Source organism: Candidatus Thiodiazotropha sp. CDECU1 (assembly GCF_963455295.1).
Taxonomy (GTDB): Bacteria; Pseudomonadota; Gammaproteobacteria; order Chromatiales; family Chromatiaceae; genus Thiodiazotropha.
The window spans coordinates 2,272,655-2,293,275 of sequence record NZ_OY734020.1 but is presented as its reverse complement, the minus strand read 5'-3'; the positions used below and the strand labels follow the sequence as shown (position 1 = coordinate 2,293,275).

At 50.5% G+C, this 20,621-nt stretch carries 27 protein-coding genes; 21 read left to right on the top strand and 6 right to left on the bottom strand.

Annotated features, from left to right (window positions below):
* Positions 1 to 16 precede the first annotated feature (16 nt).
* Together R2K28_RS10400 and R2K28_RS10395 are read right to left on the bottom strand one after the other, a co-directional pair.
* Complete coding sequence (locus R2K28_RS10400; RefSeq protein WP_316364247.1) at positions 17 to 1,240, bottom strand: hypothetical protein; 1,224 nt, start codon at positions 1,238 to 1,240, stop codon at positions 17 to 19.
* Positions 1,241 to 1,627: 387 nt separating this feature from the next.
* A complete protein-coding gene (locus R2K28_RS10395; protein ID WP_316364246.1) occupies positions 1,628 to 2,365 on the bottom strand; it encodes a Crp/Fnr family transcriptional regulator in 738 nt (245 codons plus the stop codon).
* A gap of 295 nt (positions 2,366 to 2,660) precedes the next feature.
* Here R2K28_RS10395 and R2K28_RS10390 point away from each other — a divergent pair, with 295 nt between their 5' ends.
* The 3 genes from R2K28_RS10390 (at position 2,661) to R2K28_RS10380 (ending at position 5,569) form a co-directional block, all read left to right on the top strand.
* Complete coding sequence (locus tag R2K28_RS10390; protein WP_316364245.1) at positions 2,661 to 3,113, top strand: c-type cytochrome; 453 nt, start codon at positions 2,661 to 2,663, stop codon at positions 3,111 to 3,113.
* Positions 3,114 to 3,151: 38 nt separating this feature from the next.
* Positions 3,152 to 4,591, top strand: coding sequence for a cbb3-type cytochrome c oxidase subunit I (locus R2K28_RS10385; RefSeq protein ID WP_316364244.1), 1,440 nt, complete (start codon positions 3,152 to 3,154; stop codon positions 4,589 to 4,591).
* Positions 4,592 to 4,852: 261 nt separating this feature from the next.
* On the top strand, positions 4,853 to 5,569 hold the full coding sequence (locus tag R2K28_RS10380) for a lysophospholipid acyltransferase family protein (RefSeq protein ID WP_316364243.1): 717 nt from the start codon (positions 4,853 to 4,855) through the stop codon (positions 5,567 to 5,569).
* A gap of 37 nt (positions 5,570 to 5,606) precedes the next feature.
* Here R2K28_RS10380 and R2K28_RS10375 read toward each other — a convergent pair whose 3' ends face one another.
* The gene (locus R2K28_RS10375) at positions 5,607 to 6,533 is read right to left on the bottom strand and encodes a hypothetical protein (RefSeq protein WP_316364242.1); all 927 of its coding nucleotides are present in this window, start codon (positions 6,531 to 6,533) and stop codon (positions 5,607 to 5,609) included.
* A gap of 97 nt (positions 6,534 to 6,630) precedes the next feature.
* On the opposite strand from R2K28_RS10375, the gene R2K28_RS10370 reads away from it, so the two are divergent.
* Positions 6,631 to 6,921: a hypothetical protein gene (locus tag R2K28_RS10370; protein WP_316364241.1), complete on the top strand. Its 291-nt coding sequence runs from the start codon at positions 6,631 to 6,633 to the stop codon at positions 6,919 to 6,921.
* Between the two features lie 33 nt (positions 6,922 to 6,954).
* Here R2K28_RS10370 and R2K28_RS10365 read toward each other — a convergent pair whose 3' ends face one another.
* On the bottom strand, positions 6,955 to 8,610 hold the full coding sequence (locus R2K28_RS10365) for a winged helix-turn-helix domain-containing tetratricopeptide repeat protein (protein WP_316364240.1): 1,656 nt from the start codon (positions 8,608 to 8,610) through the stop codon (positions 6,955 to 6,957).
* A gap of 202 nt (positions 8,611 to 8,812) precedes the next feature.
* On the opposite strand from R2K28_RS10365, the gene R2K28_RS10360 reads away from it, so the two are divergent.
* The 13 genes from R2K28_RS10360 (at position 8,813) to R2K28_RS10300 (ending at position 17,232) form a co-directional block, all read left to right on the top strand.
* Positions 8,813 to 9,085: a DUF4242 domain-containing protein gene (locus tag R2K28_RS10360; protein ID WP_116447256.1), complete on the top strand. Its 273-nt coding sequence runs from the start codon at positions 8,813 to 8,815 to the stop codon at positions 9,083 to 9,085.
* Positions 9,086 to 9,115: 30 nt separating this feature from the next.
* Positions 9,116 to 10,090 (top strand): carbon-nitrogen hydrolase family protein, encoded by a 975-nt coding sequence (locus tag R2K28_RS10355; RefSeq protein WP_316364239.1) that lies wholly within the window; start codon positions 9,116 to 9,118, stop codon positions 10,088 to 10,090.
* Complete coding sequence (locus R2K28_RS10350) at positions 10,087 to 11,052, top strand: MBL fold metallo-hydrolase (RefSeq protein ID WP_316364238.1); 966 nt, start codon at positions 10,087 to 10,089, stop codon at positions 11,050 to 11,052. Before R2K28_RS10355 ends, R2K28_RS10350 begins: the two co-directional genes overlap by 4 nt.
* Positions 11,053 to 11,187: 135 nt before the next feature.
* Positions 11,188 to 11,730, top strand: a complete 543-nt coding sequence (locus R2K28_RS10345) for a TlpA family protein disulfide reductase (RefSeq protein ID WP_316364237.1) — start codon at positions 11,188 to 11,190, stop codon at positions 11,728 to 11,730.
* A 615-nt stretch (positions 11,731 to 12,345) separates the two neighbouring features.
* Entirely contained in the window at positions 12,346 to 12,816 is a 471-nt protein-coding gene (locus R2K28_RS10340; RefSeq protein WP_316364236.1) for a hypothetical protein, read from the top strand.
* A 36-nt stretch (positions 12,817 to 12,852) separates the two neighbouring features.
* Entirely contained in the window at positions 12,853 to 13,224 is a 372-nt protein-coding gene (locus R2K28_RS10335; RefSeq protein ID WP_316364235.1) for a hypothetical protein, read from the top strand.
* Positions 13,225 to 13,278: 54 nt separating this feature from the next.
* Positions 13,279 to 13,683, top strand: a complete 405-nt coding sequence (locus tag R2K28_RS10330; RefSeq protein WP_316364234.1) for a GIY-YIG nuclease family protein — start codon at positions 13,279 to 13,281, stop codon at positions 13,681 to 13,683.
* Positions 13,684 to 13,780: 97 nt separating this feature from the next.
* Positions 13,781 to 14,335: a histidine phosphatase family protein gene (locus tag R2K28_RS10325; RefSeq protein ID WP_316364233.1), complete on the top strand. Its 555-nt coding sequence runs from the start codon at positions 13,781 to 13,783 to the stop codon at positions 14,333 to 14,335.
* 39 nt (positions 14,336 to 14,374) lie between these two features.
* Positions 14,375 to 14,905, top strand: coding sequence for a thioredoxin family protein (locus R2K28_RS10320; RefSeq protein ID WP_316364232.1), 531 nt, complete (start codon positions 14,375 to 14,377; stop codon positions 14,903 to 14,905).
* Between the two features lie 187 nt (positions 14,906 to 15,092).
* Positions 15,093 to 15,440 (top strand): nuclear transport factor 2 family protein, encoded by a 348-nt coding sequence (locus R2K28_RS10315; protein WP_316364230.1) that lies wholly within the window; start codon positions 15,093 to 15,095, stop codon positions 15,438 to 15,440.
* 103 nt (positions 15,441 to 15,543) lie between these two features.
* The gene (locus tag R2K28_RS10310; protein WP_316364229.1) at positions 15,544 to 16,020 is read left to right on the top strand and encodes a DM13 domain-containing protein; all 477 of its coding nucleotides are present in this window, start codon (positions 15,544 to 15,546) and stop codon (positions 16,018 to 16,020) included.
* 91 nt (positions 16,021 to 16,111) lie between these two features.
* A complete protein-coding gene (locus R2K28_RS10305) occupies positions 16,112 to 16,762 on the top strand; it encodes a CDGSH iron-sulfur domain-containing protein (protein WP_316364227.1) in 651 nt (216 codons plus the stop codon).
* Positions 16,763 to 16,971: 209 nt separating this feature from the next.
* A complete protein-coding gene (locus R2K28_RS10300) occupies positions 16,972 to 17,232 on the top strand; it encodes a hypothetical protein (RefSeq protein ID WP_316364225.1) in 261 nt (86 codons plus the stop codon).
* Positions 17,233 to 17,369: 137 nt separating this feature from the next.
* Here R2K28_RS10300 and R2K28_RS10295 read toward each other — a convergent pair whose 3' ends face one another.
* Together R2K28_RS10295 and R2K28_RS10290 are read right to left on the bottom strand one after the other, a co-directional pair.
* On the bottom strand, positions 17,370 to 17,657 hold the full coding sequence (locus R2K28_RS10295) for a cytochrome C oxidase subunit IV family protein (protein ID WP_316364224.1): 288 nt from the start codon (positions 17,655 to 17,657) through the stop codon (positions 17,370 to 17,372).
* 13 nt (positions 17,658 to 17,670) lie between these two features.
* Positions 17,671 to 18,270, bottom strand: coding sequence for a cytochrome c oxidase subunit 3 family protein (locus R2K28_RS10290; protein ID WP_316364223.1), 600 nt, complete (start codon positions 18,268 to 18,270; stop codon positions 17,671 to 17,673).
* A gap of 224 nt (positions 18,271 to 18,494) precedes the next feature.
* On the opposite strand from R2K28_RS10290, the gene R2K28_RS10285 reads away from it, so the two are divergent.
* The 4 genes from R2K28_RS10285 to R2K28_RS10270 are packed head-to-tail and all read left to right on the top strand — an operon-like array spanning position 18,495 to position 20,593.
* Positions 18,495 to 19,076, top strand: a complete 582-nt coding sequence (locus R2K28_RS10285) for a cytochrome c oxidase subunit 3 family protein (protein WP_316364221.1) — start codon at positions 18,495 to 18,497, stop codon at positions 19,074 to 19,076.
* Positions 19,077 to 19,082: 6 nt separating this feature from the next.
* The gene (locus R2K28_RS10280; RefSeq protein WP_116446668.1) at positions 19,083 to 19,358 is read left to right on the top strand and encodes a cytochrome C oxidase subunit IV family protein; all 276 of its coding nucleotides are present in this window, start codon (positions 19,083 to 19,085) and stop codon (positions 19,356 to 19,358) included.
* 10 nt (positions 19,359 to 19,368) lie between these two features.
* Positions 19,369 to 20,187 (top strand): CbbQ/NirQ/NorQ/GpvN family protein, encoded by an 819-nt coding sequence (locus tag R2K28_RS10275; protein WP_316364220.1) that lies wholly within the window; start codon positions 19,369 to 19,371, stop codon positions 20,185 to 20,187.
* Positions 20,168 to 20,593: a hypothetical protein gene (locus tag R2K28_RS10270; protein WP_316364219.1), complete on the top strand. Its 426-nt coding sequence runs from the start codon at positions 20,168 to 20,170 to the stop codon at positions 20,591 to 20,593. Before R2K28_RS10275 ends, R2K28_RS10270 begins: the two co-directional genes overlap by 20 nt.
* Positions 20,594 to 20,621 lie beyond the last annotated feature (28 nt).

Sequence of the window (20,621 nt, the reverse complement as noted above, 5' to 3'; positions counted from 1 at the left end):
GAACAGCAGATCATCGCTATTTTCTAAATATAAGCAGTATGAATCCACCTTTCTCAGTATAGTTATGTTCGGGATGGGTAAACTGTCGATCGTGACGGGCTGTGTGATAGAGCGATAAGTCGGCTGTGACCTTTTTCAGGAGAGGGAACGAAGCAGATAAAGTCCATTTCTCTTCTGCGCGTTTATTATTAAAAGGACCATACCCACCAACTATGGCTGCATATGTTGGATGGGCAATGGCTGCATTGGCTGTGTGGATGGACTTTGAATGCTCTAGCCGTGCAGTCCAAGCATTTCTCTTGATCCCTATGGCAATCGTAGTCGCGTCCTTGTTTTCGGTAAGCTGCTCTGTTGCGGGCAGGTAGGGGCGGCTGCCTTCACCCTCATGGCGCACAATGTAGAAATCGAGTTCAAAGCCCTTGGCTCGGCCCGCAAGTTGTAGCCCTTTCAATCCGGAATTTCCCGACAGAGGGTTGAAAGATCCCCGGTAGGAACCGTTGCCAATGATTGGCGCGAATAGAGTCAATCCATCTGCCTCAGGCATGAGGTTCATGCCAATGGCTAAATCGGTATAGCCATAACGGAACCTGTTTGTTGGAAAAAGCGGAGTTGTATAGACATTATCTTTATTGCCCCTGAGATGTTTGGCATGGATATACAGTTTTCCATATGTGCTTGATAAGTTGAATGTGTTTTTAGTCGCATCGATCAGGCTGTCATAGTTTCCGACAGAAGTCTGGTGCATGAGAGTGTAGTCATGGATCTCACGTTCCCACTCCAGTTTCGCATCGAAAACTTCACTCTCATAGTCAAGCAGCGCACCAGCGCCCTCAATACTTATATCTTTCCCACCCGGCTTGTCGTCTGTATTACCCTGATAGTCACGAAATCCGATTCCCGCCTTAAATGTGCCTTCAACAGCGTTCCACTTGGCACCATAACGACACTCTAGATCGTGTGCATAGAAGCTATTCCATTCCGCATTACGCACATCGGATATCCCAACAATGTTATTGAATGAGTCAATTCTCGTCTTTCCGGCAAGCGCGCCAGGGTCACAGCGGAAGAGCCCAGCCGGTGTTATCAGCGATACAGAGACAGCATATGTGTTTAGGTGATAGTCGATATCATGCCGTGACTTTAAGAGCACTCCAAGCGTCGAATCATCATTGGCTAGTGAGTGGTTTGTAGAGAGGAAAGAGAGAAGGAGGGCGATTAAAACAATATTATTTTTTATCATGACATGCATTACACATTGATCGTGTGATTCTTTATTGGTATCGACTGGGAGTGAATTTTATTGAATACAAGGGAGCTTAGGGATCTACAATTGTTTTACCCAGATGGTTCACCGCCAAATAGCTCTATTCCGGGGAGATCAAGTAACACGAAGAGAGATATAAATACTAATAATAACAACAATATATAAAGCTTTATTAATTAATAATCTATTTTAGATTGACTGGCTTTCAACCAATCCGGGTAAATAACTTCGACCCACTATGCAATCTTCAAAACATCAAATCTTGGACATGATTTAGAATAACAAGTGGCTATTCCTGGCATAGGATCGACATGGCTGTGTAGGCAGCTTAACCTGGGGATGTTGAACAAGTTAAAAAGGATGCTAATTGAGGTCTATGTAAACATTTTGCACTTTTTGCGGACAAGGATTTTCCGGTTCCAATCCGAATATCGATTCCAAGTGGGCGAGGGATCTTAGTAAATTCTCGTCCAGTACTTGAATCTCATTGCTTTTCGTATTGATTATATTTTTTGTTGCAAGATTCTGCAGGATTCTAGAAAAAGTTTCCGGTTTCATGGAGAGTCGCGCTGCAAGCACGCCCTTGGCTGCCGGCAGGGTGAAATGGTCCTGTCCTACATCGTCCATTCGCCGTAACAACATGGCGCACAATCTTGTCGTTGCGCTCTGCAGGGTCAGATCGTCAATCTCTTTGATAAGACTACGCAAGCGTTGACTCATCGTGCCCATTATTCTGAAACAAACGTCGATCGATTGACTCAGGATCTGCAAGAAGCGCTGATTGTCAAATGAGATGACCTTTGCGGGACCCAATGCTTCAGCACTCACGGGATAGATTGGATGCTCCATAAACATGAGCGCTTCAGCAAATGTATTGCCAGGCTGAATGATGTCGATGATCTTTTGATCACCATTGGATGAAACACGAAACAGCTTTATTTGTCCGCCAATCACCAGAAAAAACCGGTTCGCCTCATCACCAGTCTCAAAAAGCGACTCCCCATCCTTAAAGGTGCCTGTATGGCTGCTCTCCATCACCTGCCTGACATGATCGTCGTTCAGTGCGGAGAAAAGATGGGCCATGCGAATGTCAATGTTCATCACTAGAAATCCGTGTTGGAGGGTATTCGGCGGCCGTCCCTATTATGTTTGCCAGCAGATGAGGCAATGTCAATTACCTAAAAAGTGTTATATCCAACCGGCAATTACCTCATTTAATAGGTGTAATCATAGAGTATGACTGAAAATCGTTTTTGTTGTTTGACAAAGATCAAAGCAAAAAAAATATTACTTAGTGCGGCATATGCAAAACCCCATTTGACACATGTCAAGGTAGTAAAGGATGTCTGATTTCTAATAACCAAAACCAAATCAAGACAGGCTTGGGAGGCGAGTGATGGCACAGGCGTTCACAAAAGAGATGTCACGCAACATCTTTTACGGCGGTACGGCGTTTTTCTTTCTGTTGTTTCTGGCGTTGACCTTTGACACCCATCTGGCGTTGCCGGAGCGGGACAATCGCGCGGCACTGGACCCGACCACGGAGCGGGGCCGGTTGATTGCCATGGGCAAGCAGGTGTGGGAGGAGAACGACTGCATCGGCTGTCACACCCTGCTCGGCGAGGGGGCCTATTTCGCCCCGGAGCTGGGCAATGTCTATCAGCGTTACGGACAGAGCAAGGAGGCGCTCATGGCCTTCATCAAGGGACGGCCGAAGGATGGCATCCCGGGGCGTCGCAGCATGCCGCAGTTCAATCTGACCGATGAGGAGCTGAAGGCGATCGCGGAGTTTCTGCAATACAGCTCCGAGATCGACACGGCGGACTGGCCGCCGAACATTCAGGGTTAATGGCGCGGATAGAGTAACGACAAGCTGAGGAGAAGACGATGACGTTCAAATACCAATCCCAGGCAGTGGCGATGCCTTACTTTATTGCCGCCATTGGCCTGTTTGTGGCGCAGATCCTGTTTGGCCTGATCATTGGGCTGCAGTATGTCTGGGGCGATTTTCTGTTTCCCGAGATCCCCTTCAACGTAGCGCGCATGGTCCACACCAATACCCTGATCGTGTGGTTGCTGATGGGTTTCATGGGGGCCGCCTACTACCTGGTGCCGGAGGAGTCGGAGACCGAGCTGCACATGCCCTGGCTGGCGATCCTGACCTTCTGGGTGTTTTTGGTGGCCGCCGCCCTGACCGTGGCCGGTTACCTGCTGGTGCCCTATGCGACCCTGGCGGAGATCACCGGTAACGATCTGTTACCGACCATGGGGCGTGAGTTCCTGGAACAGCCGACGATCACCAAGCTGGGGATCGTGGTGGTGGCGCTGGCGTTTCTGTTCAACATCGGCATGACCATTCTCAAGGGGCGCAAGACGGTGGTGAGTCTGGTGCTGCTGATGGGCCTGGTGGGCCTGGCGGTGTTCTTTCTCTTTTCCTTCTTCAATCCGGTCAACCTGGTGCATGACAAGTTCTGGTGGTGGTGGACCGTGCATCTGTGGGTGGAGGGCGTATGGGAGCTGATCCTGGGCGCGATCCTCGCCTTCGTATTGATCAAGGTCACCGGTGTGGACCGTGAGATCATCGAGAAGTGGCTCTACATCATCATCGCCATGACCCTGATCACCGGCATCATCGGTACCGGGCATCACTACTACTGGATCGGCACCCCGGAGTATTGGCAGTGGTGGGGCTCGGTCTTCTCCGCCCTGGAGCCGATTCCCTTCTTCATGATGACGGTATTCGCCTTCAACATGGTGAACAAGCGCCGGCGCAACCACCCCAACAAGGCGGCCACTTTATGGGCCCTGGGCACCGCGGTGATGGCGTTTCTCGGCGCGGGCGTATGGGGCTTCCTGCACACCCTGGCGCCGGTCAACTACTACACCCACGGCACCCAGATCACCGCGGCCCACGGCCACATGGCCTTCTACGGCGCCTATGTGATGATCAACCTGGCGATCATCAGCTACGCGGTGCCGATCCTGCGGGGCAGGGAGGCCAACAGCGACAAGGCCCAGGTGGTGGAGATGTGGGCATTTTGGCTGATGACGGTCTCCATCGTCTTCATCACCCTGTTCCTCACCGGCGCGGGCATCCTGCAGGTCTACCTGCAGCGCTTCAGCGACACCCCGCTGTCGTTCCTGGTGGTGCAGGACAAGATCGCCCTGTTCTATTGGCTGCGCTTCTTTGCCGGTGTGATCTTCCTCGGCGGCCTGGTGGTCTACATCTGGAGCTTCTTCATTCCGGGTGAGAAGACCGCGGCGGAGATGCCGGCGATGGAGCCCCAGGGTGAACAGCGCGGTGCGGTGGAGGCTGCAGCCGGCTGACCGACTACGACCAACTGAAGCAACCCCCTGACCGGACGGTGAGATCACATCAAACCGTTCGGTTTTTTTGTGCGCCAAGAGAAAGCGGGGGGCTTTGGATGTTGTGATTGATTTTCAAAAAGCAATTAACTGACGCCCCAATATTAGAGATTTTCTGACAATTACCGGTCAACGTTTTTCTTGACGATTTGAGAGTTCTTGACTTGTATGAATAGCATGTGATCCACACTTTTCAGTGTTATTACCTGCTATCGACAATCAATGGCCTATTTCTTCAAAATTCTCTTGCTGGCTGTCTTGGTCGTCCCGGTAAGTATCTGGGCATGTTTGACTGCTCTCTTCAACTTGAAACGTGCTGCGGGTGTTTCCACCTGGTTTAACGCTTTTGCATTGCGCACACTTGGTGTGAAAATTGAAATTGAGGACGAGAACGGACCTGACTTCAAATACAAAAACTGCGTCTTAACCCTACTCAATCAAACCAGTCTTTTAGATGGCGCAGTTGGACTATTGTCTCTACCTCGTCCATTGATAGGCATCTCGAATATTGAGTTTGCTCTGCTGCCGTTTTATGGATGGATGATCATGATACATAGCTTTGTAATCATCCGTCAGTGGCCCAGCCAAGCCATTCGAACCGTGAAGCGAATGGAGTCATATCTATCCAAAGGCGGCAACGTTTATATTTCAATTGAAGGGAGACGTTCCGCCGATCGTCAGATTCTGCCTTACAAAAAGGGTCCGGTAGTGATGGCGTTGAATACTCAGGGCCATATCGTACCGGTTTTCTACGAAAAGGTCTGGGATGCGATGCCTTATGGCTCTCTTCGGGTTCGACCTACCCGAGTCAAGGTGCATCTTATGAAAGCAATCAACATGAAAGGCCGGAGATATGATGAACGAGACATGATCGTAACCGAATTGGAAACCCTTGCTCGAAAAATGAATGATCCGAAAATGTTATCGCCTATAGAATAAAGGGAGCAATTAACGGGCGTGCCTGTTTTTCCTTGCGCTAGAACTCAACCTCAACAGACCACTTCAACGTCGTGTCAGGCGTATTGTCATTCAAACCAACCAAAAACCCCACACCAATCGAGACGGACGAATCGTCATCGGACGCACCGCCTCCGAAGCCTCCGGTGTAATAGAACACAGGCCCCAGCCGATGCTGATTGTGATCCCCGAACAACTCTGCCTCCTCACCCGCATTACCGGTATCACCAATCCGGTCCACCGTCCCATAGGCCTCCAGGGCTAGCTGCCAATCCTGGTTCAGGACACGGCCGAATTGGGTCGCATAGGCGAAGTCGACCTTCTCGTCCCGTGGCCGGTCGCCACCCAGGTGTTTCACCAGATAGAGATTGATGATGCTCCACCATTTCTCCCTCTCGATCTGGAAGAGTGGCCCGAAAACCAATACGCTAGCCTCTTCATCCTCCAGCGGCTTTTCATATTCGGCCACCAGACCGAATCCCCAATCGTTCTCTTCGATGGGGTCAAGCACCCAGATGATCTCCGCCCCGATTTCAGACAATTCCATGTCATTGAATTCATCCGCCTGGCCCGGGTTCTCCGGGTCATCCAAACGTTCTTTCTCGTATTCGATGCCGATACGGGATTTAAACCGGTGGGTAATGCCGAATTCCAGTTCGAGGGCGTGGCGCTGCTTCGCTACACTGTTGTCGTCGTACTCGATCTCCCCATCCACATTTCTCAGATCGCGTTTCGGGTTGCCGGACATATGCGCATTCTGGGATTGGAATTCAATCTCTCCGGGTGTGGCATTAAGATTCTTGACTTCGAACTGGCCAATCGCGGGCCCGGAAACAGCGGCTGACCCGGTAAACAGCACACCTGTAACAACAGAGACAACCCAGACCAGGCCTTCCCAATCAAATTTCCACCGCGTTGAGCAAGCGTGATATGAGTTTCCTAGCATCTGTTTACCCCAGAATGGTGGCGCAGCCGCGCGCTGTGTATAGGAAGAATACGTAAAAACCGGGTCAGAGAACAATTCTTCCTGATATTAGAGTTAATTGTTCTATGGCCCACTTTATTACTACCGTCACCCCGGTTATTACTACCATCATCCCGGTTATTACTACCGTCATCCCGGTTATTACTACCGTCACCCCGGTTATTACTACCGTCACCCCGGTTATTACTACCGTCATCCCGGTTATTACTACCATCATCCCGGTTATTACTACCGTCACCTCGGTTATTACTACCGTCATCCCGGCGCAGGCCGGGATCCAGAATGTTTGATGGTGACGGTATTCCTGGATTCCGGCCTGCGCCGGAATGACGAAAATCATGTTAAGTAAGCATCATTCCACTCTGACCCACTTCAATCAGATTTAAGATTCCACACGAGCCAAAACATCCGCCAGCATTTTACGCTGGTCCTCGTCGGTCATCGGATAAGTCTCCAGCCACCTGTTTCCCTCGAACCCTGGCTCGATGATTCGAATCTCTTCGATCTCCCAATCCGCCGTGTCGGTATCCTGCTGTGCCACCGCTGTTGCCAGCAGGTAGATATGCGTTTCAAGATTGGTCGGATTGCGTGCCAGGGATTCGTTCAGGTTGATCAGTGCCTGCTCGTATTTGCCCATGAAGTAGTAGGCCCGTCCTAGAATCAGATAGTAGAGGTATCCGGCATTCTGGTTGAGACGAAGGGCGCTACGCAGCTGGCCGATAGTGAAATCGGGTCTGCCAAGGTAGGTGTTTATGCCACCCATGAGGGCATAGGCATCGGCATAGGAATGATCGACCTCCAACGCCCGCTGCAAATGCGCCAGCGCCTCTTCGTGCTGTTTGAATTGCGCCGTGACATAGCCAAGGACCCAATAGACCTCGGCGATCTCCGGATCGATCTGCGCACCGGTCTGCGCCATCTCCTGGGCCTGCCGCAACGCCTTCTCTCCGTCATCGGTCCAATGATTGCGGAAATCGGCCGCATAGCTCAAGGCCAGACCGGCAAAGGCGCGGGCAAAGTTCGGATCATGTTGGATGGCCTGGCGGTACCAGTGGCGCGCCGTGGTGTTCGCCTCGCGTTCACGCAGCAACAAGTCAGCCTGGCCGCGCAAGAAATTCTCGTAAGCCAGCAGGTTCGGTGTATAACGACTGGCCAGGCGCTCCAGGTTCGCGGCAGGGACTTCGAGAGTGAGTTGATCCACCACATCGCGGCTGATCGAATGCTGAACCTGGAAGATATCATCCAGTGCGCGTTCATAGCGCCGCGACCACAACTGCCGTTGAGACGCCGTTTCCACCAAACGTATATGTACGCTGATAAGCTCACCGACCTGCTGCACGTTGCCGTAGACCTGGTAGCGGGCCGCAACCGGCACCGCCTTGCTGATTGACGGGTTGATGACTGTCAGTTCAGGCAGGCCGGAGAGGTCCGTGATCAGATCGGCGCGCATCCCCCTGGCGAAGCGCCGCTCGCGCTCGTTCTCGGAAATTGCCTCGAACGGCATGATCGTCAGGGTCGCGCCTTCGGCGACGGTGACCTCGACCGGGCCTCTGTAGGCCGGTGACGGGTCGTCGATAAACAGGTATCCGAGCATGGATGCAGCCAGAACGATAGCCAATATCGCCATCCCCGGCACCAGGTAGCGGTTTGTCCCCGGCAGACCCTGCCTGGGTTGCTCGTTCAGGGTGTCAGCGGAACCGGTCCCTGTCTGCACATCCGCCAGCAGACAGTAGCCCCGTTTGGGTATCGTCTTGATGTAACGCGGATCGCGGGAACTGTCGCCCAAGGCCTTGCGCAACTTGATGATCACCTGGGTGAGTGCGTCATCGCTCACTACCACGTCTTTCCACACAGAGTCGAGCAGTTCCTGGCGAGTCACCGGTACGCCGGCGCGCTCAACCAGGAGCATCAACGCCAATGCCGCCTTGGGTTCCAGGTGGATGACCGAATTGCCGTCCCGAAGACGATTGAGCTCCGGATGAAACCACCATGAGCCGATGCGTATGGGTGCCTTCGGGCCACCGTTCAGTTCTGGCATTGGGCCGATCCCGATCCGAATTCAAGCCGACTCACGATGGTTTTGGTTGGCATAAGCCTATATTTTCGCTCGTGTTTTATTTTCTTAGGAAAAACTTAGTGCTTTCTGCAGGTTTTTTGTCGTCCGTGCTACGACGATTACAGCACAGGCCGGCGGGCTTCACCAATGGCCATTCAACATCAATCTTAATGAGGATTCAGATATGCCTAAATTCATGATTGAACGCGAGATCCCCGGTGTTGGCGATATGAGCCACGAAGAGCGTCAAGGCGGCGCCCGCATGTCCAACGAGGTCATCGACAAGCTGGGCGAACAGATTCAATGGGTTCACAGCTATCTTACACAAAATAAGTTCTATTGCGTCTATATCGCGCCAAATGCCGACATCATACTGCAACATGCAGAACTGAGCGGTTTTCCGGCGGATCGGGTGGAAGAGGTCAAAGGACTGCTGGATGCCACGACGGCGCAATAGTGCGTCTCAATCCATTGTTGGAGCGTTTCCATGAAAAAAGTAGCTGTCGTGCAAAAATCACCCGTCGTATTGAATCGCGATGCCACCATTGCCCTTGCTGTCGAACTGCTAGACCAGGCAGCTTCGCAGGGTGCCGAGATGATCGTCTTCACCGAGGCTTTTATTCCCGGATACCCTGCCTGGATCTGGCGACTGCGCCCCGGCAGCGACTGGGGCACCAACGAAGCGCTGCATAAGCGCCTGCTCGAGAATGCCGTCGATCTGGAAAGCGATCAGCTCGATCCTCTCTATCAAGCGGCGCGGAAACATCATGTGACTGTGGTGTGCGGCATGCACGAACGTGACCACCGTTCCAGTCGCGCAACCCTCTACAACACCGTGGTGGTGATCGGCCCGGACGGCAGTCTGATGAACCGGCACCGCAAGCTCATGCCCACTAATCCGGAGCGCATGGTCTGGGGTGCGGGTGATGCCTCGGGTCTACGCGTAATCAATACACCGGTCGGTCGTATCGGCACCCTGATCTGCTGGGAAAACTACATGCCGCTGAGCCGATACGCATTGTATGCCCAGGGCATAGATATCTACATCGCTCCAACCTACGACAGCGGTGACGACTGGCTCAGCAGCATGCGGCACATTGCCCGTGAAGCCGGCTGCTGGGTTATCAACAGCGGCAATTTATTGCATGCCACTGACATGCCGGACGACCTCGATGATGGTACCACCCTCTATCCCGATGCCGATGAGTGGGTCAACAGCGGCGACTCGGCGATCATTGCGCCCGGCGGAGAACTGGTCGCCGGTCCACTTCGCAACGAGGAGGGTATTCTATATGCAGAAATCGACACCGAACGTGCGGCCATGGCGCGTAGAACGCTGGACATTGTCGGTCACTATTCACGTCCGGATATCTTCACATTGCAGGTCGATACAAACGCCTATGCCCCGATCAGTTTCACGGAGCCGGAGCACCCGGAAACAAGCGCGGAAGCACCACAATGATGACCTGGTACTGTCGACTGCTGCTGGGCATGACGCTGTGCAGTAGCGTACTGGCGCACCCACCCACATCGCTACCGGAAAACGGGGAGCTTGTGGCTAGAAAAATCTCTGAGCACATCTACGTTGTACATGGCCCTCAGGCATTTCCGAATCCCCAAACCGCCGGCTTTATGAATAACCCCGGTTTCATCCTGACCCGCGACGGTGTGGTGGTGGTTGACCCGGGCAGCAGCGTGCAGATCGGACGCAGGCTGCTGCAAAGCATTCGCAAGATAACCGGTAAACCGGTTGTCGCCGTGTTCAACACCCATGTGCACGGGGATCACTGGCTCGGCAATCAGGCGATACGCGAATCCTATCCGCAGGCGCGCATCTATGCGCATCAACGCATGCTTGAACAGGTCGAAGCAGGGACCGGCGAGGAGTGGATAGCCTTGTTCAGCCGGTTAACTGCAGGCGCTACCGACGGGACCAGGGTTATCGGACCCGACATTGGCCTGCAGGGCGGGGAAGTGATCCCTATCGGTGAACTCTCATTCCGTATCCACCACACCGGCAAGGCACACAGCGATAATGACATCATGATTGAGCTACCGGCTGACAGCGCATTGTTCACTGGCGACATCGTGACCAACAAACGCATTCAATCGGCGAGGCCCGGAGACAGCGATATCTTCGGTCAGATCCATGCCGTCGAGTTTGCCCTCAAGACGAACAGCCGCTGGTACCTTCCGGGACACGGGCAGAGTGGCGGGCGTGAAATCGCCGAGCGGCAACTGCAGTTTCTGCAAAGCCTGCTGAATGCGGTGCAGCGCTACTACGATCAGGGCATGAGCGATTACGAAATGGTCGAGCCGATCAAAAAAGAGCTGAGCGCTTACAGCGACTGGTACAACTTCGATGAACTGGGGCGGGTTATCGCCCATGTCTTCCTGAGGGTAGAGGAAAAGTCGTTCGAATAATGCCGGCGAGGGTTACAACTCTACGACTCATCACTGGCATGGGTGTTACATCCGGCGGTCAGTGGCCATGCATGCCTGGAACAATTCGTATTCCCAACAGTCCCACTTCTACGCAACCAGACATGAATGAATCACATGATAAGACTACGCGCCCTGGGTTTTCTATTTATCCTGATGACAGGGCAAGTGTATGCGGTGGAGGGGCAGGCGGCCCCGGAGTGGCGTATATCCGAGTGGCTCAATGGTGATGGCACCACAGTGGAGGCACTGCGGGGTAAGGTTGTGGTGGTGGACTTCTTCCAGCTCTGGTGTCCGGGGTGCAACAGCTTTTCTGTGCCCCTGATGGCCGACTGGGAGAAAAAATATACCGATCAGGTCGCAGCCGGGAATATCGTTTTCCTGAGCATCCACACTGTCTTCGAAGGGCATGATTACCAGAATCCCGAGCGTTTGCGCGACTATGTGAAGAAAAAGGGCATCACCCATCCCGTGGGGATCGATCTTCACCTTCCCGGTGAAGAGATTCCGCAGACCATGCGCCGCTACCGCACACGGGGTACACCAGAGATGGCCATCATCGACCGCAACGGTATTGTGCGGTTCCAGAGATTTGGTGGCTTTGATCCAGAGATCGGCGAACGTCTAATCGACAGATTGCTGAGAGAATCCACAAAATAGACTGCTTTCGGCCAGTAGCGGACATAGTCATCGATGAGGTAACTACGACGGTAATAAGAAAAGCTGACATAGTCATTTCACAAGCGACATGCGCAGTGCACTTTAAATAACGAGGACGAATGGTAGACCTCAAGAACTCTGCCTGGCAGGCATCAACATTGAGAATCGATCCAATGGTGGTCATGTGCTTGCAGGTGACTTCCGCTAGAGAATCCGTATAGCATCTATCCAGTTCAGAATCGCAGAGCCCACGTGACGATTTTGGCAGCCTATCATTTCCAAGTGTCGTTCGACTTCAGATCCAGATAACCGCTTGATTTCCTGTTTGTTCTAGGCCTTAATTAGGGCATGGATAATCTTTACTCTGCACATATGCGTCTACTTAAGTATCTAGTATCTATAGACATTTCTATTAGTTATAGAACAATCATGAAATGAGGTCAGGGACGATGGTGGGAAAACCGTTCATATTTACTCTCCTTATCAAAGCCTCGTGCAGCCTGCCCAGATTAACCAGAATGTTTCTCATGCTAGGCCGATTCGTTCAATCACATGATAGGCCACAACTGCACTATTAGTAATAGTGAAGAAGCGGTCTAAGGTAATGTTAGATTTATGAAGAACAATATCGGTATCGCATTACTACTTCTGTTTGCCTTATCTGGCTGCGGTTCCGATCATTCACTTAAGTTAGGGTATGAGGGTACAAGTTATGACGATCCAAAAATTAATGAGGCAGTAAAAAATAAACTAAAAAGAAGATCAATTGAATACTATACATATGTTGATGATGGGCGAGAGATTATTGCTTACCGAACAGAAGATAAAGATAAAGTGAAATCCATTATGAATGAGGTCACAGGCGGCCCTCCAAATGGGCACACAGGGCTTTGTTTTGAAACTCAGACAATAGCAATAAAACAGCAGCAACTGCTTAAAAAAAATCAAATCTCAAGCATAATCCGTGAAAGTTACGCAATGTATTGTGTTTATTGGGCAAAAGAAGACAGTGATAAGGTGGCGGAGATTGATCAACGCTTCAAAGAAATACGTGCCCACCAAAAAGAGATGGGCAATGAAATCTAACCAGGCCTTCCAGCGGACTGGAGTTGATCCCCTTTAGTGGACACACATCTCCCCCATAAACGGGGAGCGTCCAATGAGAAGAAGGCAAATACTGTGATTCGCCTATTTAGGATTAAAAAAACTTTTAATGTTGAGGATACCGAATCAAGTTTAGTACTAGTTCCAGCTCTTCCGTTGCCAGATAAGGTTAACAAACCAATTCGAGGAACAATTATTATTAAAACGAAGGGCGGAGTTCAAAAGGAGGTGGTTGCTGATATTTCACTGAGTTATTTTGAGAATGAGAACGGAGACTTGTATCCAAACTATGTGGTTACAATCCCTCATGGTAAAAGCAGTGAAGTACCAATTGGCAGTGAGGTGTGGATTGGTGAACAGTTTGATAACCGTCTTAAATCAAATGTCTAAATGAATAACGAGACAAGGGGTCTCGTTAATAAAGCTGTTAGGTTTCAATAAAACATGCAGAGAAGCGAACTTCGGCTTATAAAACATGCCTTGGAGTACATTCCAAAGGATGAGTTCTTGTCAATCCCTCTCGGTTTGCGCGGCATATATGTTTTGTACCAAAAAGTAGGCAAAAAGAACGCTGAATCACATCACTATAATTTTGTATACATAGGTATGGCATCCAATAACATAAGAGGTCGCATTAGAAAACACAGGGAGCACAAAGGAGATCTTTGGTCACATTTTTCAATATTTGAAGTATGGGACAACATAAGCGATGAAGAGATAGCAGAATTAGAAGGTTTATTTCGGCATCTATACAAATTCGACAGTAAAGCTAATGCCCTTAATCAACAAAAAGGCTATGCAAAGTTAGCAAGGGTTAAAAAGCAAACGGAAAAAGAATGGTATCAATAAAAAACCTAACCAGGCATTCAAATCCGTTAACTATCGTTCACTTGGACGCGACTAGTCAGCACGCAACTTAAACCACATTATGTTCAGGAAGAAAGAAGTGCATATCACCATACTAAGACACGGCAAACCAGATTTTGAGTGGCAAAGAACTGTAAAAGGGTCTGAATTCAGAAGTCTTGAGCATGCGTATGATACTGCTGGCATTGTTGGAAATCCTCCTGAAGAATCACTTGATTTAGTTAATCAACACAAGTGTATAGTGTGCAGCGATTTGCCGCGCTCTCTTCAATCCGCCAAAGCTCTGGGCGCCGATTCAATACACTTTTCGTCCGCAGCATTCAGAGAGATGAATCTGCCATATTTTGACAACGTACAAATCAAATTACCGCTCAACTATTGGGTACTCCTGCTCCGCAGCTTATGGTTTTTGGGGTTTTCCAAAAATACCGAGTCAATTTCAATAGCTAAAACCCGCGCTAAAAAGGCTTCTGAAAAGCTCATCGAATTAGCAAACGAACATCATAGCGTTCTTTTTGTTGGTCACGGTTTTCTGAATCATTTTGTGGCCAAAGAGCTACGAGGAAACAACTGGTTAGGCCCGCGAAGTCCTGGTAAAAAATATTGGGATTACGGAACTTATGAGTATATTTGAACATATTAGGCATAGCGAGACGGGGGCTCGTTAAATCATATGCGATATCTATTTCTCCTGTTACTGGCGACTGCTTTTTCCTCTCAGACCCATGCGTCCGACATACTGCAACAGAATGATCTTTCCCAACTGGCAGCCCGGGCAAAACAGGAAAGGCTGCCCATTCTACTTATTGTCTCTCAACACCATTGTCCTTTCTGTGTGCGCTTGAAGAAGGAGATTATCCACCCCATGCGGATCAGTGGCGATTACGAAGACAAGGTTGTCATCACGGAGATCCTCCTTGACTCAGCTGAAAATATCCGCGACTTTAAAGGCGCTTCGGTGTCGCCTGGTGCATTTGCGGACTCTTATAGGGTCTGGGTGACGCCAACGCTGCTATTTCTGGATCATACGGGCAGGGAGATTCACAAACGGATGCTGGGTGTGAACACCATTGAGATGTACAGCTATTACCTGGATGCGTCTTTGGCGGCTTCACTAAGAGCCGTGCACACGGGTGATCGAGGCTATGTCCTTACGAATGATGATATCTCAGGCGATGCGCCAGGTTATGATCAACTATACTGAAAAATAGGCCCGCATACTGTTCCGCAACATCCGATTGGCATCTTTAAGTTCCATATCGATCGATTGCTGAAAGAACCCACAAATAATGGCCGTTGATCAGGAATTTGAGAAATATTAGGCTGGAAATGGATAAAGAGACAGGGGCGCTCGTTAATAACAATGAATACGGCGCATTGGAGTCAGGAAAATGATTGAAGAATTATTTGGGGCGATAGATAAAAAAAATGCTAACGCATTTGCAGAGCATTTGACGGATGACTGCATTTTTCGATTCGGAAACCAAAAGCCAGTTGTTGGGAAGGCCAAAGTGGAAGAATATGTAGCGGTATTCTTCGAATCGATTCTTGGAGTTGAACATAAAATCGAAGACGTATGGAGTGCTGATGGGGCGATTGTTTGTCATGGCCTTGTTACATATACGCGTCGGAGTGGAAGCGAGTTAAGTGTTCCCTTTGCCAATGTGTTCAAGATGGCGGGGCGAAGTATCCATGAATACCTGATATTTGCCGACACTTCAGATCTGTATGAGGAATGAATGCAGGATGTCGTGCACTTAAGATGAGCGTTAACAACCTTCATCGATCGTAACTGATTCATACAATTGCTGGACGTAGCATGTGTATATTCGCGGAGTCACTATGAAAGTACGTACGATAGTATTGCTGATTGCAACACACGGTCTTGTTGGCTTAGCAGGGTTCGGTGCTGGAATCTACGCACTGCCCATTCTTACTGCTCCACCTGCCCCCAGTACATCCGAGATAAAGGCAATGTCCACCAATGCCAGCTATACAGCGGAATTCAAGAGAGATCTTGAAGGCAGCGACGTACTGCATTGGGGAGAAGGTACGGTCTCAGTGGGCCCCAAATCCATCACGCTGATGGGAAAGCTTGCGCCTGGCCCGGATTACAAGCTGTATCTTTCACCGGAATTCGTTGAGACCGAATCAGACTTCAATCGCCTGAAGGCCAATATGGTTCGTGTGGGAGACGTCAAGACATTCGAGAATTTCATTGTAAACCTTCCACCAACTATCGACCCGGAGAACTTCAATAGCGTTATCGTCTGGTGCGAGTCATTCGGCCAATTCATAACATCCGCAAAGTACCGATAATGGATACAGCCTTTGCATGCAATCAGTCCAAGCCGACCCCTGCTTTGTAAGCTTCTATACTCAATTTATTGGATGACCGATGGAGGACGCAATGGGTAAAAAACAGGTTTTTCTCTATCCGGGTAACCAAATCGATGTTGAATGGGACCAAAGACTCTGCATTCACATCGGTGAATGCGGATATTCGGAAGGGGAGCTTTTTGTCGCAGGAAGAGATCCCTGGTGTCAACCCGACCTTTCATCCCCCAAAGAAACTATGGAAATCGTGGAGCGGTGCCCAAGTGGCGCACTGGTTTACAAAAACAAAGATGGCCGGATAACCGAAACCGCAGCGTCAGACAACACCGTAACCGTTGTTTATCAGGGCCCCTATTTTTTGAAGGGTGATCTGGCAATAGAGCAATCACCAAGCGATATGCCTGGCACTGAATTCCGGGCTGCATTATGCCGCTGTGGTTTGTCAAAAAACAAGCCGTTTTGTGACAATAGTCATGATGGTCAATTTAAAGACTATGGTGCGGTAGGGGAGACCGGCGAGCCCTTGAAGGAAACCGGTGGAAAATTAAAAGTTACCCCATTAAAAGATGGTCCGCTAATGTTGTCGGGCAATGTCACAATCAAAGCCGGCAGCGGCCGTGCAGCCTGGCAGGGTGATAAAGTGGCCCTGTGTCGTTGTGGTGCTTCTAAAAACAAGCCGTTTTGTGATGGCACGCATAACAGTGTGGATTTTAAAGCTGATTAGGGAAGGTCTGATTAATCCGTCATTCCTGCGAATGCCGGAATCTATGCGCTTGATTTTCCTGGATCCCGGCATGCGCCGGGATGACGGAAAGAGGAATCATCAGAAGTTTCTTAGTTAAAAGGCGTTATGTGTCTTTATTCTTCTGCGAATGAAACGACTCAATTAAACAAAATTTCAATAAATAATCACTAATATGAAGGAGATATACTATGCTTAAAGCACTTGTATTTCATACAGTTGATGATGTAGACCATTGGTTAAATTCACCTAAACGAGAGGAGATATTTAAGGGCGTTTTAGAAGACATTGAGACATTTGTATGTGTCGAAGATCCCAATAAGGTAGGTTTAACCGCTAATATTCTCGACATGGAAAAATTTAATGAACTTATGGCAAGCGAAGAAGGTGCTGCAGCCATGAAGCATGATGGTGTGCATGCAGACACCGTGCAGCTCTTTCTTAAATCTTAGCTGTACATAACTAATGATAACGAGACAGATGGTCTTGTTAAAAAACTGTTAAATTTCTGTGAGTCTCAGCTGATAAAGAGATATTTGATCGAGAATCGGTGGAATATTTCGTTTGCGGCTATCCTCAATCAGTACGACTATTGCAATGTGGTAAGCCGGGCAATAAGTTCCGGAAAGAGATAGACCACCACAATCATCCCCGGAATAACATAAAAATAGACCCGCATACTGTTCCGCAGCAACCGATTGGCATCTTTAAGTTCCATAAAGTGATCGACAATCATGCGCCCCTTGTAGGCCACGGTGAAGGTGATCACCAGGATCAACACCAACCCCTGATCAGGTGACTCGGCAATCGCAGCGCTGAGCAGGGTCAATCCCATCAACACCAGCCAAATGAAATCAACGGATTTAGGGTTGAACACCTTTCGTCTCCAATCAACGTAGAACATAGAGCAGGGGGAATATGACAATCCACGCCAGATCGATCATATGCCAGTAGACGGCAACGGCCTCCAGGCCGCTGTGGTTATGCTGGGTGATACCACCCATCCTGATTCCCATAATAGCCCATAATATTGCGCCGCTCCCCCAACCGACATGGAGCAGATGGTTGAAGGTGGTGTAGTAGTAGACGGTAAAGAAGATATCCGTATCGGTCGCCAGCCCCCGTTCACTGTTCCAATGATACTCGTAGAACTTGATGATCAGGTAGAGCACTCCCATGGCGACGGCCGACCAGAGCCAGCGCTGGCACATATCGACCTGGCCGATCCTGATCGATTTGATCGCCTTGATGACGAAATAGCTGCTGGAGAGCAGCACCAGGGTATTCAAGACGCCTGCGGTGGTATTCAGCTGCAGGGGTCCTGCGGCGAAAAACTCGGGATTGTGGACCTTGGCCAGGAAATAGACGATGAACATCAATGCGAACTCGGTCATTTCCGAGAGAATCCCTACCCAGATAGCCATATTGCCGGGTATATGGTGTTTTACCGGTATGACTGCCTGTGCTGTGGGAGCTATGGGATCAGGCATGAGAGGATTGATATCGGAAACGGAATCCGCTTGGACCTTTGGATAGTGTGATGGCTCATTGTCCGTCCGTCCGGCGATAGCGCTTTGACAAGGATCAAATGACTGTTTCTCTACTGAATTAAAGCCCAGCCAAACCCCATACACAGCTTGATATTCATCAAGGTGAAGAATCGCTCCTGTTTTAGCATGGGACAGGTGAATTTTTTATAGGAGCACTGAGGCAGGTGCAGGCCCAGGCAACAATCGAATCGAATCGGTATCCCCCGGGAGATTTGGCGATCTGGGTCTTCATACTGGCTGAACTGGCTGCATTTGCCGCGTTTTTCGCGGCCTATGCTTTTACCCGTATGCAAAATGTGGAAATGTTCAACCACTACCAGGGCACCCTGGACAGCGATGCGGCTCTGATCAACACATTCGCCTTGATCACCAGCAGCTATTTCGTTGTCAGGGCGGTGGCTTCCATTCGTGAAGATGACAGTAGCGGGTGTGTACGTTGGCTGTTGGCGGCATTGGTCATGGGGGTACTCTTCCTGATGGTGAAGGGGCATGAGTATGTCCACCATATCGATGCGGGTATCAGGCTGAGTACAAACACTTTCTATATGTTCTATCTGTCACTGACCTTTTTTCATTTCATGCATGTCATCATGGGCATGGTGATCCTTGCCGCTGTGGCGGTGAAGGCCAACAGGGGAGGGTACAGCGACAGGGAACATACAGGGGTTGAAACAGGCGCTTCTTATTGGCACATGGTCGACCTGGTCTGGCTGATCCTGTTTCCCCTGGTCTACATCATGAGATGAACGGCAATGATTAGACGCACAGTTTTTGGTATCCGTGCCTGTACCTGGGTGTGGCTGATCATGATGTGTATGACACTGGCAACCTACCTGATTGGTCGATATGGCCTGGGTGGGCTGGGTGTTTCGCTGACAGTATTGGCTTTTGCCCTGATAAAGGGGCAGATGGTGGGTGACTACTTTATGGGTCTGAAACAGATCAAGGGCTTCTGGCGCTGGCCGATCAGTCTTTGGTTGTTTCTGCCCGGTGGTTTGATCGGTGTCGCCTTTACTCTTGTCGGATGAGGAAATATCGATGGAAAAACCTGTAGTAGTGACCACTCGGAATATTGACCCGTCACTCCCGTTCTATAAGCCCCAGGCACAGGAGATCGAACTCTTCGAGTATGCCTATAAACATCAGTTGCCATTGCTGATCAAGGGCCCGACCGGTTGTGGCAAAACCCGCTTTATCAACTATATGGCTGCCAAACTCAACCGGCCTGTCTACACGGTGGCCTGTCACGATGATCTGAGTGCGGCGGACCTGGTTGGGCGGCATCTGATCGGGGAGGGCGGCACCTACTGGTCGGATGGCCCGCTGACCCGGGCTGTCAGGGAGGGCGCCATCTGCTACCTGGATGAGGTGGTCGAGGCGAGAAAGGACACCACCGTGGTGCTCCATCCGCTGACCGACGACCGGCGTATCCTGCCCCTGGAACGGACCGGGGAGATCCTCAAGGCGCCGCCGGATTTCATGCTGGTTGTCTCCTATAACCCCGGCTATCAGAACCTGCTGAAAGGCATGAAGCCGAGCACCAAGCAGCGTTTCGTGGCACTCCGGTTCGAGTTTCCGTCACCGGAGCTGGAACATGAAATCCTAATCGGCGAGACCGGCATCGAGAGTGACATGGCCCGGCAACTGGTACGTTTGGCAAATGCCATGCGGGCCCTCAAGGATCACGACCTGGAGGAGGCGGCCTCTACCAGACTGCTGGTATACGCGGCCACGTTGATACTGGGCGGGTACGAGCCTGTCGAGGCCTGCCGTGCCGCCCTGGTGGAACCGTTGACTGATGACCTGGAAACCGCGGCAGCCTTGATGGAGGTCGTCTATGCCACAATCGGGCAGTGACAATTTTCCCCAGGATCCACCGGGCACAGGCATGGCTGTCACCGCGGAATCTCTCTATCTGGCAAATTTGCTGCTGATACCGGGTATCGCGTTTGTCATACTGATGGTCATCTATTTCAAGCAGTCAAAATCCTTACCACCACTCGCACGATCACACCTTGAACAAACCGTCTCAGCCTCTCTCTGGGCGGGGGTGCTGTTGGTGATTGTCAATCTGGTTATTCTACTGCTTGGCGGTTATGACGGCGCCTATACCTGGATGGTGGTCATCATCTACTTCACGGTCTGCCACTCCAGCCTGATTCTCATCGGCATGCTGGGCCTCGCCAAGGCGATGGCGGGTAAATGTTTCCGTTACCCACTTATCGGCCGGGTATTGCCCGAGGCGTGCCGGGGTATGGCCTGATGATCATCAACCCGATCGAGTCACCCGG

Excerpts from the sequence above, each read along its gene's own strand:
- R2K28_RS10320 (WP_316364232.1), top strand. The coding sequence starts at position 14,375 with ATGCGATATCTATTTCTCCTGTTACTGGCGACTGCTTTTTCCTCTCAG.
- R2K28_RS10275 (WP_316364220.1), top strand. The coding sequence starts at position 19,369 with ATGGAAAAACCTGTAGTAGTGACCACTCGGAATATTGACCCGTCACTC.
- R2K28_RS10350 (WP_316364238.1), top strand. The coding sequence starts at position 10,087 with ATGATGACCTGGTACTGTCGACTGCTGCTGGGCATGACGCTGTGCAGT.
- R2K28_RS10305 (WP_316364227.1), top strand. The coding sequence starts at position 16,112 with ATGGGTAAAAAACAGGTTTTTCTCTATCCGGGTAACCAAATCGATGTT.
- R2K28_RS10400 (WP_316364247.1), bottom strand. The coding sequence starts at position 1,240 with ATGATAAAAAATAATATTGTTTTAATCGCCCTCCTTCTCTCTTTCCTC.
- R2K28_RS10340 (WP_316364236.1), top strand. The coding sequence starts at position 12,346 with ATGAAGAACAATATCGGTATCGCATTACTACTTCTGTTTGCCTTATCT.
- R2K28_RS10280 (WP_116446668.1), top strand. The coding sequence starts at position 19,083 with ATGATTAGACGCACAGTTTTTGGTATCCGTGCCTGTACCTGGGTGTGG.
- R2K28_RS10330 (WP_316364234.1), top strand. The coding sequence starts at position 13,279 with ATGCAGAGAAGCGAACTTCGGCTTATAAAACATGCCTTGGAGTACATT.
- R2K28_RS10270 (WP_316364219.1), top strand. The coding sequence starts at position 20,168 with ATGCCACAATCGGGCAGTGACAATTTTCCCCAGGATCCACCGGGCACA.
- R2K28_RS10390 (WP_316364245.1), top strand. The coding sequence starts at position 2,661 with ATGGCACAGGCGTTCACAAAAGAGATGTCACGCAACATCTTTTACGGC.
- R2K28_RS10395 (WP_316364246.1), bottom strand. The coding sequence starts at position 2,365 with ATGAACATTGACATTCGCATGGCCCATCTTTTCTCCGCACTGAACGAC.
- R2K28_RS10385 (WP_316364244.1), top strand. The coding sequence starts at position 3,152 with ATGACGTTCAAATACCAATCCCAGGCAGTGGCGATGCCTTACTTTATT.
- R2K28_RS10375 (WP_316364242.1), bottom strand. The coding sequence starts at position 6,533 with ATGCTAGGAAACTCATATCACGCTTGCTCAACGCGGTGGAAATTTGAT.
- R2K28_RS10345 (WP_316364237.1), top strand. The coding sequence starts at position 11,188 with ATGATAAGACTACGCGCCCTGGGTTTTCTATTTATCCTGATGACAGGG.
- R2K28_RS10380 (WP_316364243.1), top strand. The coding sequence starts at position 4,853 with ATGGCCTATTTCTTCAAAATTCTCTTGCTGGCTGTCTTGGTCGTCCCG.
- R2K28_RS10290 (WP_316364223.1), bottom strand. The coding sequence starts at position 18,270 with ATGCCTGATCCCATAGCTCCCACAGCACAGGCAGTCATACCGGTAAAA.
- R2K28_RS10360 (WP_116447256.1), top strand. The coding sequence starts at position 8,813 with ATGCCTAAATTCATGATTGAACGCGAGATCCCCGGTGTTGGCGATATG.
- R2K28_RS10365 (WP_316364240.1), bottom strand. The coding sequence starts at position 8,610 with ATGCCAGAACTGAACGGTGGCCCGAAGGCACCCATACGCATCGGCTCA.
- R2K28_RS10355 (WP_316364239.1), top strand. The coding sequence starts at position 9,116 with ATGAAAAAAGTAGCTGTCGTGCAAAAATCACCCGTCGTATTGAATCGC.
- R2K28_RS10300 (WP_316364225.1), top strand. The coding sequence starts at position 16,972 with ATGCTTAAAGCACTTGTATTTCATACAGTTGATGATGTAGACCATTGG.
- R2K28_RS10315 (WP_316364230.1), top strand. The coding sequence starts at position 15,093 with ATGATTGAAGAATTATTTGGGGCGATAGATAAAAAAAATGCTAACGCA.
- R2K28_RS10310 (WP_316364229.1), top strand. The coding sequence starts at position 15,544 with ATGAAAGTACGTACGATAGTATTGCTGATTGCAACACACGGTCTTGTT.